The organism is Pseudomonas sp. LBUM1672 (assembly GCF_059695655.1).
Genome location: NZ_CP166781.1, coordinates 1,522,705 through 1,535,696, shown reverse-complemented (window position 1 = coordinate 1,535,696; position 12,992 = coordinate 1,522,705). Strand labels below are relative to the sequence as shown.

The following is a 12,992-nucleotide window of genomic DNA, read 5'->3' as shown; positions in this document are numbered from 1 at the left end:
AGCCGTGTCGTATTAAGCAGGACCGAGGGAGGTGATGCAAGGGCGAAACTGCGGGGATTTTGGCCATCCACTCACGGCCAATTCGGCTGTAGGAAATGCCCTCAAACTATTGGAAACAAATGCCTGATGGTCAAAAAACCCAGCTCCGCTAGGCTTGCCCCCGATGCGTCACACAGGTTGTCGCAATTACCCATCGCATGGAGCGAGCAGAATGTATTTCGAGATTTACAGGCAATCCAAAGGCACGCCGAGCACCGGGAAAGGACAATGGCGCTGGCGCTTGAGGGCGGGGAATCACGAGACGATCGCCAGTGGCGAGTCGTATGTGAACAAGGCGGATTGCCTGCATGCCATCGGGTTGATCAAAGGGGTTGAGGGTGAGACGCCGGTGAAGGAGATTTAAACCAAAAACCAATGCCGAAACTGTTCAGGTGCTGTGAACAGCTTCGGTATTTTGGGTTGATATGACTGGCCCCTTCGCGAGCAAGCCCGCTCCCACAGGGGATTTGTGATCGCCACAGATCCAATGTGGGAGCGGGCTTGCTCGCGAAGGGGCCCGAAAGAGCCCCATCAAACTCTTGGACAACGCCCCTTTTAGCCAGGCAATGGATACAACGCCTCATCAAACTGCGACAACCGCGGAAACTGCATCGGCTGATCATCACTCAGATGCTCCAGACGCTGCTGATAACTCTGCAGGAAGTCCTTGCGCGCTTCATCGCTGATGTACGGCACATGCCACGCCACAAAGGGTTCCAGCACATCAAACCCGACATAAGCCAGCGTACCGCGCAGGATCGGCTGCAACATATCCTCCAGCGGACCGTGGATCGCGCCGTCACCGAACATATGCTCGCGGCCACCCAAGGTGACCGTCACCAGCGCCTTTTTGCCGCTCAATCCGCCCTGGTCGTAAAAGCGTTTGCCGCCGTAGCAGATCCCCGACACCAGCACCCGATCAATCCAGCCCTTGAGCATCGCCGGAGCCGAGAACCAGAAAATCGGGAAGTTCAGAATCAGCAAGTCGGCCCACAACAGCTTGTCGAGTTCTTGCTGGATGTCCGGCGCCAGCGACTGGCTCTTCACCCCCAATCGTTGTTCCAGCGCATACACCAGGTATTCGGGGTTCTCCCGCGAAGAAAAATCATCGGCGCTGGCCACAGGGTTCCAGTTCATCGCATACAGGTCGCTGACCTGGACCTCATGCCCCTGGGCCTCGAGTGTCGCCACCGCCTGGTCACGCAGGGCGGCGGTAAAGGATTTCGGCTCCGGGTGAGCGTGGACAATCAGAACTTTCATGGCAATTCCCTAAACGTTTACAGGTTTTGAATCGGAGGACGATAACGCGCGCGTGGCCAGCAACCGGTCGAGCCAGTCGGGGTCCATTTGCGGTTCGGATGAAAACAGCAGGCCGGTGTAATCCTGATGCGGCGGGGTAAAAATGGCGCTGCGCGAACCGTGGTCGACCACCCTGCCCTGTTGCATCACCAGCACCTCATCGGCAATCGCCCGGACGGTGGCGACATCGTGGGTGATGAACAGATAAGCGACGCCCAGTTGCTGCTGAATCCGGTTGAGCAGTTTCAGCACGCCTTCGGCCACCAGTTGATCCAGCGCCGAGGTCACTTCGTCGCAAATGATCAACTGCGGATCAGCCGCCAATGCCCGGGCGATGCACACGCGTTGCTTCTGACCACCGGACAGTTCGCGGGGTTGGCGCTCCATGAAGGTCGCCGGATCAAGCTCGATCATTTCCAGCAACTCGGCCACCCGCGCGCGCATCGCCTTGCCCTTGAGCCCCAGATAAAACGTCAGCGGCCGACCAATGATGTCGACGATGCGCTGACGCGGGTTCAGTGCTGTATCCGGGATCTGGTAGATCATCTGGATGCGCCGCAGTTGCTCCTTGCTGCGCCGACGAAAGTCCGCCGGCAGCGCCTCGCCGTCATACAGCACCTGACCCGACGTCGGCGGCAGCAGGCCGGTGATCAAGCGCGCGGTCGAACTTTTGCCGCTGCCGGACTCCCCGATCACCGCCAGGGTCTGGCCGCGATACAGCTTCAGCGAGACATCGTGCAGCACCGGTTGATGACCGTAACTGGCGCAGCTTTTGCGTAATTCCAGCAGCGGTTTTTCCTGCTGCGGGCACGGCTTGGGCTCGGTGCGAAAGCTGCGCACCGCCCACAGGGACTTGGTGTAATCCTCTTGCGGATCGCCAAGCATCTGGCGGGTTTCGGCCTCCTCCACCAGTTTGCCGTGGCGCAGCACCATGATCCGGTCGGCCATTTGCGCGACCACCGCCAGGTCGTGACTGATGTAGATCGCGGCGCTGCCGTACGTCGCTACTGCATCGCGAATGGCGGCCAGCACTTCAATCTGCGTGGTGACGTCGAGGGCGGTGGTCGGTTCGTCGAAGATGATGAGGTCCGGATGGCACGCCATGGCCATCGCGGTCATGACCCGTTGCAACTGCCCGCCGGACACCTGATGCGGATAGCGCTGGCCGATCTGTTCCGGGTTCGGCAAACGCAGCACCCGATACAGCTCCACCGCTTCCGTCATCGCCTGGGCGCGGCTCATGCCACCGTTTTTCACCGCCGTTTCTACGTGCTGATCAATCAGGCGATGGGCCGGATTGAACGACGCCGCAGCACTTTGTGCCACGTAGGCGATTCGCAGGCCACGCAGTTTGCGCAGCGCTTCGGGTTTGGCGTGCAGCAGGTCGATGCCGTCGAACTGCACCGAGCCGCCGGTGATCCGGCAGCCGTCGCGGGTGTAGCCCATGGCGGCGAGGCCGAGGGTCGACTTGCCGGCCCCCGATTCGCCGATCAGCCCCAGCACTTCCCCGCGTTGCAGGGTCAGATCAATGCCTTTGATCAGCGGGTGCCAGGCGTCTTCGTAATGACCTTCGATGTGCAGGTCGCGGATGTCCAGCAGCGGCTTTTCGTTTGTGATCGCGGTCATGTTCAGCACTCCTTGAGGCCGCTGGATTTATGCAGCATCCAGTCGACGACGAAGTTGACGCTGACCGTGATCAACGCCACCGCCAGGGCGGGCAGCAAGGGGCTGACGTCGCCGAAAGTAATCAGCACCGCATTGTCGCGGACCATGCTGCCCCAATCGGCGGTGGGCGGTTGAATGCCCAGGCCAAGAAACGACAGCGCGCTGATGAACAAAAACACGAAACAGAAGCGCAGGCCGAATTCGGCAATCAGCGGCGCGGCAGCGTTGGGCAACACTTCGCGGGTGACCAGCCACCACAGGCCTTCTCCGCGCAGGCGTGCGGCTTCGACGAAGTCTTGCACCACCACGTTCATCGCCACGGCCCGCGAAAGACGAAACACTCGGGTTGCGTCCAGCAGCGCGATGACGAGCACCAGCGACGTCGCGGTGGTGCCGACCACGCTGAGGATCAGCAAGGCGAAAATCAGCTGCGGAATCGCCATCAGGATATCGACGACCCGCGACAAGCCCTGATCGACCCAGCCGCCCTTGATCGCCGCGATCAAACCGCTCAGGCCGCCGAGCAGGAACGCCAGCACCGTGGTCAGGAACGCGATGCCCAAGGTGTTGCGCGCGCCGTAGACCAGGCGGCTGAACATGTCGCGCCCGAGGTTATCGGTTCCCAGCAGAAACTGGCCACTCCACGGAGCGAAGCCCTCACCGACCACTTGCGTTTCGCCATACGGCGCCAGTAACGGGGCGAACAGCGCCACGAGGATGTACAGAATGATCACCAGCAGTCCGAACTGGGCACTCAGCGGCGCCCGGACCAATTGTTTGAACAAGCTCATGTTCTACCCCTTCGGATGCATCAGGCGTGGGTTGCTGGCGATGGAAAGCACATCCGCCGTGGTGTTGAGCAGGATGTAGGTCGCCGCGAAAATCAGGCTGCAGGCCTGGACCACCGGGATGTCGCGCTTGGCCACCGAGTCCACCAGCAATTGGCCGAGGCCCGGGTAGACGAACACCACCTCGACCACCACCACGCCGACCACCAGGTACGCGAGGTTCAGCGCCACCACGTTGACGATCGGCGCCAGGGCGTTGGGCAAGGCGTGGCGGAAGATGATGCGCGACTGGCTGATGCCCTTGAGCCGGGCCATTTCGATGTACGGGCTGGCCAGCAAGTTGATCAGCGAGGCGCGGGTCATGCGCATCATCTGCGCGATAACCACCAGGCTCAGGGTCGCGACCGGCAGCACCGAGCGTTCCAGCACGGTGCCAAACGAAGCGTCCGGAGCCAGGTTGGAAATGCTCGGGAACCAGTTGAGCTTCACCGCGAACACCAGGATCAGGAGGTAGGCGACGAAGAACTCTGGAAACGATACGGCGCTGAGGGCGCTGGTATTGAGCAAGCGGTCGAACCAACTGTTGCGATACAGCGCCGCGAGCATCCCCAGCAACAACGCGAGCGGCACCGACACCAATGCCGCCAGCGCCGCCAGGCTGAAGGTGTTGCCCAGGCGTGTAGCGACCAGGTCGGCGATCGGCCGCTGGTTGGCCAGCGAAACCCCGAGGTCCCCTTGCAGCAGGTGCCCGATCCAGAGACCGAAGCGGGTTAGCGGTGGCAGGTCCAGGCCCAATTGCGTGCGGAACGCCGCGACGGTTTCCGGGGTGGCAGATTGGCCGAGCATGGCCTGGGCGATATCGCCCGGGAGCATGCCGACGGCGAGGAAGATAATCACCGATACCGCGAAGAGCGATAACAACCCCAATGCCAAACGCTGCGCCAACAGCTTGAAAATACTATTCATCATGCAGGTCCTTGAAATGGGCACGCTTGCAAAAACTGCGAACTTCCACTGTGGGAGCGAGCCTGCTCGCGATGAGGCCGGCACATCCAACATCGATGTTGAATGTCTCACCGCCATCGCGAGCAGGCTCGCTCCCACACTGGATCTTCACTGGTTTGAAGATTCCCTTACGCCTGCCACCACCGCTCGATGACGCGCAACCCATCCAGCTCGCCGTAAGGCGCGGTCTGGCCGCCGTGCACGACGCGGTTCGAGCGCGCCGCCACCGAACTGGCAAACAACGGCACAATCGCCCCGCCATCGTCCCGGCACAGCGCCTGCATTTCGTTGTACATCTCGCGGCGCAACGGGTCGTTCATCTCGCCGCGGGCGGCGTTCAGCAGTTGGTTGAAGCGCGGGTTGTCCCAATGGGTTTCATTCCACGCGGCGCCCTTGGCGTAGCCGATGCTGAACATCCGGTCGGCGGTCAGGCTGCTGTACCAAAAGGACGTGGTGAACGGTTGCTTCATCCAGACATTGGAGAAGAAGCCATCCGCCGGCTCACGAACCACGTCGATATCGATCCCGGCCTGACGCGCCTGCTCCTTGAACAACACCGAGGCATCCACCGCGCCGCTGTACGCCGCGTCAGACGCTTGCAGACGAACCTTGAGCGAGTCGACACCGGCCTGACGCAGGTAGAAACGCGCCTTGTCCGGGTCGTAAGCGCGTTGCTCCAGCGCCGTGTTGATAAAGCGGCTGCCAGGCTGGATGGGGTGGTCGTTGCCCACCAGTCCATAGCCATACAACACCGAAGCCAACAGCGTTTCGCGATTGATCGCGTGTTTCATCGCCAGGCGGATGTTGCTGTCCTGGAACTGCTGGCTGTCGCACAACATCGGGAAGGTGTAGTGCTGCGCGCCTTTGGTTTCTTCGATCACCAGGTTCGGATTGCGCTTGAGCAAGGCAACGGTTTTCAAGTCGACCTTGTTGATCACATCGACCTGCCCGGTGACCAGCGCGTTGATTCGCGCCGCGCCATCGGAAATCGCAATCAGCTCGGCGCTGGCGAAGTGCGCCCGGCCCGCTTTCCAGTAATCGGGGCTGCGTTCCAGGGCCATGCGCACACCCGGTTCGAAGTCCTTGAGGCGATAGCCGCCGGTGCCGATGCCGGCCTGCCAGTCCGGCACACCGTCCTTGGCCGGCATGATCACCAGATGGTAATCGGCGACCACATAGGCGAAATCGGCGTTGCCCGACTTCAGTTCGAACACCACGCTGTCAGTGCCTTGGGCGCTGACCTTGGCGACGTCGCCCAACACGGTTTTCGCCGCTGACGTGGATTTCTCGCCGAGGTGATGCTGGATCGACGCGACGACGTCTTCCGCCGTCAGGGTCTTGCCGTTGTGGAAGGTCACGCCCTGACGCAACTTGAAAGTCCAGATGCGCGCGTCTGGCGTCGAAGTCCAGCTCTCGGCCAGTTCCGGTATGGCGGTGCCGTCCACGGCGATTTCGGTCAGGGTGTTATAGACCGCCGAGAAGCCGACGAAGGTGAAGGTGTCGCTCCAGGAGCCGGGGTCTTTGGAGTCGGTGGTGCTGCCGCCCGCCAGGCCAAGGCGCAACACGCCACCCGGTTTGGGCGTGGCTTCCTGGGCGAAGGCGCCCATCGGCAAACCCATGGAGAACGCCCCGGCGACGACAGCCGCCGCGGCGCTGTATTTGAGGAAGTCCCGACGCGGAAAACTGAATTCATGGTTCGCTTGAGTAATGTTGTTTTTGTTATCGCTCATTGCATTGCCCCTGATCACAAGCAAGTTAGTAATGAATTACCGGTTTGAAGCCACGCAAGGCACCGGGCCAGGGCCCGGTGCGCAGATCGTTTGAATCGTCAACGGTCACACCTGGATCGCCTTCACTTCGACAAACTCGTTGAGCCCTTCTTCTCCCCATTCACGGCCATTGCCCGACTGTTTGTAGCCACCGAACGGCGCCTGATAATTGAACGCGGCGCCATTGAGGAAACACTGGCCCGCCCGCAGTTGACGGCCCAGTTGCAAGGCACGCTCGGTGCTGCCGGCCCAGACACCGCTGGACAGACCGAACGGCGAATCGTTGGCGATCTGAATCCCTTGCGCTTCATCGGCGTAAGGAATCAGGCACAGCACCGGCCCGAAGATTTCTTCCTGGGCGATGCGCATGCGGTTGTCGACATCGGCGAACAGCGTCGGACTGACGTAGTAACCGCGCTCGAATGCGTGCGTTGCATCGCCGCCATACACCAGCCGCGCGCCGTCCTGCTGACCAATCTGAATGTAGTCATGCACAGTGCGACGCTGCGCTGCCGAACACATCGGCCCGAGGAAACTCTGCGGGTCCAGCGGATCACCCATGCGCAGGCTTTGGGTTTCGGCGATGGCCAGTTCCACCGCTTCGGTGTAACGGCTGGCGGGCAGCAACATGCGGGTCAACGCGGTGCAGGTTTGCCCGGAATTGATCATCACGTCCTGCACGCCGTAGCGCACAGCGGCAGCCAGATCGGCATCCTCGGCAATCAACAGCGGCGACTTGCCGCCCAGTTCCAGGCACACGCGCTTCACCGAAGGCGCCGCCGCTTGCGCCACGCGCACCCCGGCGCCGGTGGATCCGGTGAACGAGACCATGTCCACGTCCGGGTGTTTGGCCAGCGCTTCGCCGACCTTCGAACCCGGACCGCTGACCAGGTTGAAGACCCCGGCGGGCAAGCCGATCGCTTCGATCATCTGCGCCAGCAAAAACGCGTGCAGCGGGGTTTCCTGACTCGGCTTGACCACCACGGTGCAACCGGCGGCCAGCGCCGGTGCGAGCTTGCCGATCAGTTGATGCAGCGGGTAGTTCCACGGGTTGATGAAGGCACACACGCCGACGGCTTCGCGAATCACCAGTGAATTGCCGACCTCGCGTACTTCGTCCATCAAACCGGCGAGTTCGACGTATTGCTCCAGGCCGATGATGGGGCCGTCGACCTGCACCGAACGGCACCATTGCACCGGCATCCCCAACTCAGTGGTGATGACCGCGGCCATCTCGTCGGCCCGCGTGCGCAACTGCTCGGCGAGCGCGCGGATGTATCCGGCGCGAACGCTTGAAGGCGTCCGTGACCAAGGACCGAACGCGCGACGCGCCGCGGCCACCGCGTTGTCAACATCGAGTTCATCGCCCAGCGGCACCGAACCTGCGACTTCCTCAGTGGCCGGGTTGATCACTTCGGCGATGCCCTGCCCCGACGGGGTCTGCCAGCGACCATCGATAAACAGCGTTTTGTGGTTATGCATAGACTGGGTCTTCCATCAGTTCAGTGGCGCATCGGGTGATTCGCTGGCAGGCGTCACGCAACGGTTCCGCACCCAGCACCAACCCCAGACGAATGTGCCCGGCAGCGCTCGGGCCGAAGGCTTCACCGGCCAGCACCGACACGCCATGACGGTCGAGCAAGCGGTCGGCAAACGCCTGGGCGCTGAGCCCGGTGTCGCGGACATCGACCATCACGAACATCCCGCCATCGGGTTTCAAGGCACGCACGCCGGGGCAGTCGGCCAGGCATTCGCAGACCAGATCCCGACGCTGGCGATAGGCTTCGCGCATTGCTTCCAGTTCCGGCAGGTTGCTTTCCAGCGCGACGACGGCGGCGTCCTGCACGAAATCCGGCAACCCGTAGAGCATGCACAGCGCGAGGTTTTCCAGGTGCGCGGCCAGCGCCGGTGGCGCGATCGACCAGCCGATGCGCCAGCCGGTCATGGCGTGGGATTTCGACAGGCTGTTGAGCGTCGCGGTGCGCTCGGCCATGCCCGGCAAACTCGCCGGGCTGATGTGTTCGCCGTCGAACAGCAACTCGCTGTAGACCTCATCGGAAATCAGCCAGAGGTCGTGGGCGATGCACAAATCGGCAAGCGCCTGCCAGGTGCTGCGCGACAAACTGGCACCCGACGGGTTGTGTGGACTGTTCAGCGCCAGCGCCCGAGTGCGCGGCGTGATGCGGGCGGCGACGTCTTCGGGCAACACCCGAAAACCGTTTTCAGACCGCACCGGCACCGGAATCACCACCGCGCCACAGGCACCGAACACCGCTTCATAGGTCACGTACATCGGCTCGGCGACGATTACTTCATCACCCGGATTCAGCACGCACTGAGCCACGCAGAACAACGCGCATTGCGCCCCGGCGAGCACGGTGACCTGATCCGCCGAGACCTGCTGGCCGCTACGTTTTCCGTAGTGTTTAGCGATGCTTTCACGCAACGCGCGTTTACCGCGCACGTCGGCGTAGTGAGTGTTGCCAGACAACAGGCTGTCGATGGCGGCCTGGACAATCGGCAGCGGCGTGTCGAAATCCGGGTCACCGACTGACAGCAGCAGGATGTCTTCACCCTTCTCTTGCAGCGCCAGTGCGCGGTAATGAATGTCCCAGGCGGCGGCGCCGTCACCAGCGATACGTTGAGTCAGATCGGAAAAGCGCATGTCCCCATCCCCTAAAAAAAGCCCTGTAAAAAAATGGCCGTCAGAGCGCGCACGCATGCTTGAGTTCGATCAGCGTCACACCGTTGCGCTTGAAGCCGTGGCGCAAATCGGTTTGCAGTTCGGCCAGGCTCTGCGGCTCGCTCACCGTGCAGCCAAACGCGCGGCCGAGGGCGGAAAAATCCGGGTTGCGCGGCAGCACGCCAATCGGCTCGATATCCAGCCCGATCATGTCGTCGCGAATCTGCCCCAGCGCGTCGTTGTTCCAGAGCAACACCACCAGCGGGCTGTCCAGCTCTTCGACGGCAGTGGCCAGTTCTTGCGCGGTGTAGAGAAAACCGCCGTCGCCGACCAGCACCAGACCAGGCCGCTGCGGCGCGCCGAACTTGGCGCCGATGCCCGCCGGCAAGCCATAACCCAGCGTGCCGTAACCGGTCGGATGCAACCAACTGCGCGGCGCCAGGCTGTTGAAGGCGTAGTTGCCGGTGTAGGCCAGTTGGGTCATGTCAGTGCTAATGAAGGCATCGTCCGGCAGCTCGGCGGCGATACGTTCGAGAATTGCCTGGTGGATCGACTGCAACGGGCCGTGGCTGTTTTGCACCGCTTCACGCAGTGCAGCAACGGACGCGATCGCGGCACTGGCATCACGTTTGCCGGTTGGCAGACGCTCCAGCAAAGCCGCGAGGGTGTGTTGCGCATCGCCTTGCAGCGCCACCGCACACGGGTAGAAATCGTTGAACTTGCGTGGGTCGATGTCGACGCGCAGCAGCTCGGCATTCAGCGGCAGACGCTCGCGCCAGAAATCGGTGTCGGCCATTTCGGTGCCGACCGCCAGCACCACGTCGGCCTCGGCGATGAGTTGCCACCCCGGCTCCACGCACAGGGTCGAGCCGGCATTGAGCGGTGCATCCGGCGCCAACAGGCCTTTGCCAGCCACGCTGGTGAACAACGGCGCGGCGAGTCGGGAACTGAGTTCATGCAGTTCCAGCTGCGCATTCAATGCACCGCCGCCGGCGATGATCATCGGCCGCTTGGCGTTTTGCAGCTTGGCCACGGCCTGATCCAGCGCCGTGGCGGCCGGTACGCCACGGCTTGGGCGACGCACCACTTCATTGCTCCAGTCGCGGCTGACTTTTGCCGACAACACGTCGAGCGGCACCGAGATGTGCACCGGGCGCGGACGCTCGCTGTCGAATACCGCGTAGGCACGGGCGATCAATTCAGGCAGGTCCTCAGCGCTGAGCGCCACCGCCGAGAACGCGGTGATCGGCGCGGTGATTGCGCGCTGGTCCTGGGTTTCGTGCAGGCACCCCCAGCCTTTACCGAGGCTGGCGGTGTGGTTGACGCTGGAAATCACCAGCATCGGGATCGAGTCGGCATACGCCTGGCCGATGCCGGTCGCGGCGTTGGTCACGCCGGGCCCGGTGATGATGAAGCACACGCCCGGTTTGCCGCTGACCCGCGCGTAGCCGTCGGCCATGAAACTGGCGCCCTGCTCGTGACGCGTCAGCACGTGACGAATGCCGCTGCCGGGCAAGCCGCGATACAACTCCAGCGTGTGTACGCCGGGGATACCGAACACGGTATCGACGCCGTAGTTGGCCAGCAGGCGCACCAAGGCCTGGCCGCCGGTCAATGTTGTGCTTTGCATGTTCACTTCCTCATTCGTGGCCGAGGCGAATCAACGCATCGACCGCAGTCGTGCCGTGGGCACCGACCAACAATGGGTTCACATCGAGTTCCAGCAACTGCCCGGCGTTCTCGCAGGCGTAATCGGCCACCGCACGAATCGCCGCCACCAGCGCGTCCAGATCCGCCGCTTCGCGCCCACGAAAACCCTGCAACAACGGGGCACTGCGCAGGCTCAACAACGCTTGGCAAATGGCGCCGTCGGTGGTCGGCAGCAACAGGCTGCGACTGTCCTTGAGCAACTCCACCAGAACCCCGCCAGCACCGATGACCAGCGCCAGGCCAAAGTCGTTTTCGCGTTTGATGCCGACGATCAATTCGGCCAACGGTGGCTTGGCCATCGGTTCCAGCAGCACTTGATCGAACGGCACCTGCGGCGCGTAATCGGCAATGCTCGCGCGCATTTTTTCCAGTGCGATGCTGAGGGCGGCGGCGTCCTTGAGGTTCAACGCCACGGCGCCGGCTTCGGTTTTGTGCGGCAGTCGGGCACTGACCGCTTTCAATACCAGCGGGTAACCCAGCGCGTTGGCGTCGCTCAATGCCTCGTCCGGGGTGCTCAATACGCCGTTGGGCGTTTGCAGGCCGAAGGCGCGCAACGCTTTTTTCGAATCCCACTCATTGAGCAAGCGACCTTCGCCTTCCAGCGCCAGCGGGCAGTGCGGCACCAGCGCCGATTCACCGAGCGCCAGCAACGCTTGACGGTTGCGTTGATAGCCAGCAATTCGGCCCCACGCGGCGAGCCCGTCTTCGACGCCTTGCAACGCCGCCACGCCTTGGGCATGCAGGCGCTCACGGGCGTGGGCCGGCAGCAGTTCCGGGAAGGCCGAGGTGACAAAACCGGTCTTGCCGTGGCGGACCAGGGCGGCGCAATACAGCTCCAGCAGCAGGTCGCATTCCTTGCGTTCGCCGGTGAATTCCGACGGGTAATCGAGCACCAGCATCGCCGCATCGGCTTCGGTGCGCAGGGCGCTGTCGAGCATGCGGTTCAAGGCTTCGCCGTCGCCCCAGATTGCCGTGGTGAAATCCAGCGGATTGACCAGGTTGGCGTAGCTCGGCAGCACGTGCGCCAGCTCGCCGCGCTGACCTTCATCGAGTGTCGGCAAGCTCAGGTCGTTGCGTTCGGCGTAGTCGGCAATCAGCCCGGCGTCACCTCCCGAACAGGCCAGCGCGATCAGGCTGTTGCCCGCCGGCAGCTTGCCGCACGCCGCCGCTTTCAGGGTTTCGACAAAACTCACCGGGCCACTGACGCGGATCACGCCGAGGCGCGCAAACAGACTGTCGTACAGCGCATCGGAACCGGACAGAGAGCTGGTGTGGCTGAGCGCCAGCTCGGCACCGATCTGCGACACGCCGGTTTTCAGGGCGATGATCGGGATGCCCTTCTCCAATGCCTTGTGCGCAGCGCGGGCAAAACCCGGTACGTTTTTCAGGCCTTCGAGGTGCAAGCCAATGGCGGTGACGCGCGGCTCGTCGAGCAACACGTCCATCAGTTCGGCGATGCCCAGTTGCGCCTGATTGCCCACCGAGGCCATGTAGGCCACCGGCAGCGAGCGGTCGCTCATGGACACGTTGTAGGCAAAGTTGCCGCTCTGGGTCAGGACGGCGACGCCCTTCTCCACCGGTTTGCCGCCATGGGCCACCGGCCACAGCGCGGAGCTGTGCAGGTAGTCGAGCAAGCCGTAGCAGTTGGGGCCGAGCAAGGCCATGTTGCCGGCGGCCTTGAGCAATTGTTGCTGCAAGGCCTGGCCTTCGGCGCCGGTTTCGGCGAACCCGGAGGCGTAGCAGATCGCACCGCCCGCACCCTTGGCGGCCAGCTCGGCAACGCAGGTCAGAGTCAGCTCGCGGTTGGTCGCGATGAACACCGCGTCCGGGCCGCACGGCAGTTCGGCGATGCTGCGCACACACGGCACGCCTTCAAGGCTGTCATTCTGCGGATTGACCAGCCACATCTCGCCAAGGTAGCCGCCTTCGGCGCAACGCTTGAGCGCGCGAGCCATGCTGCGGCCGCCGACAAACGCCACGTGGCGCGGCGCGAGCATGCGTTTGAGGTTGTCACGAATCGTCTGCGACATAGAA

At 62.8% G+C, this 12,992-nt stretch carries 10 protein-coding genes; 1 reads left to right on the top strand and 9 read right to left on the bottom strand.

Annotation, left to right across the window (positions count from 1 at the left end; translation table 11 throughout):
• The first annotated feature begins 211 nt into the window (after positions 1–211).
• Positions 212–403 (top strand): YegP family protein, encoded by a 192-nt coding sequence (locus tag ACA053_RS06900; RefSeq protein ID WP_010462174.1) that lies wholly within the window; start codon positions 212–214, stop codon positions 401–403.
• A 191-nt stretch (positions 404–594) separates the two neighbouring features.
• Here the strand turns inward: ACA053_RS06900 and ACA053_RS06895 are convergent, their stop codons facing one another.
• From ACA053_RS06895 to ACA053_RS06855, 9 genes are all read right to left on the bottom strand, one after another.
• On the bottom strand, positions 595–1,299 hold the full coding sequence (locus tag ACA053_RS06895) for an NAD(P)H-dependent oxidoreductase (protein WP_109628432.1): 705 nt from the start codon (positions 1,297–1,299) through the stop codon (positions 595–597).
• 9 nt (positions 1,300–1,308) lie between these two features.
• Positions 1,309–2,964 carry an ABC transporter ATP-binding protein gene (locus ACA053_RS06890; protein ID WP_497394805.1) on the bottom strand — a complete coding sequence of 552 codons (1,656 nt, stop codon included), beginning with the start codon at positions 2,962–2,964 and terminating at the stop codon, positions 1,309–1,311.
• A 2-nt stretch (positions 2,965–2,966) separates the two neighbouring features.
• The gene (locus tag ACA053_RS06885; protein ID WP_497394804.1) at positions 2,967–3,794 is read right to left on the bottom strand and encodes an ABC transporter permease; all 828 of its coding nucleotides are present in this window, start codon (positions 3,792–3,794) and stop codon (positions 2,967–2,969) included.
• Between the two features lie 3 nt (positions 3,795–3,797).
• Positions 3,798–4,757, bottom strand: coding sequence for an ABC transporter permease (locus ACA053_RS06880; protein ID WP_497394803.1), 960 nt, complete (start codon positions 4,755–4,757; stop codon positions 3,798–3,800).
• 167 nt (positions 4,758–4,924) lie between these two features.
• Positions 4,925–6,526 carry an ABC transporter substrate-binding protein gene (locus ACA053_RS06875; protein ID WP_497394802.1) on the bottom strand — a complete coding sequence of 534 codons (1,602 nt, stop codon included), beginning with the start codon at positions 6,524–6,526 and terminating at the stop codon, positions 4,925–4,927.
• A gap of 105 nt (positions 6,527–6,631) precedes the next feature.
• The gene (locus tag ACA053_RS06870) at positions 6,632–8,047 is read right to left on the bottom strand and encodes an aldehyde dehydrogenase family protein (RefSeq protein WP_497394801.1); all 1,416 of its coding nucleotides are present in this window, start codon (positions 8,045–8,047) and stop codon (positions 6,632–6,634) included.
• The gene (locus ACA053_RS06865; RefSeq protein ID WP_497394800.1) at positions 8,040–9,230 is read right to left on the bottom strand and encodes a pyridoxal phosphate-dependent aminotransferase; all 1,191 of its coding nucleotides are present in this window, start codon (positions 9,228–9,230) and stop codon (positions 8,040–8,042) included. The genes ACA053_RS06870 and ACA053_RS06865 overlap by 8 nt, the downstream gene beginning before the upstream one ends.
• Positions 9,231–9,270: 40 nt before the next feature.
• Positions 9,271–10,878 (bottom strand): 5-guanidino-2-oxopentanoate decarboxylase, encoded by a 1,608-nt coding sequence (locus tag ACA053_RS06860; RefSeq protein ID WP_497394799.1) that lies wholly within the window; start codon positions 10,876–10,878, stop codon positions 9,271–9,273.
• A gap of 10 nt (positions 10,879–10,888) precedes the next feature.
• Positions 10,889–12,988 (bottom strand): acetate--CoA ligase family protein, encoded by a 2,100-nt coding sequence (locus ACA053_RS06855; protein WP_497394798.1) that lies wholly within the window; start codon positions 12,986–12,988, stop codon positions 10,889–10,891.
• Between the last annotated feature and the right edge of the window lie 4 nt (positions 12,989–12,992).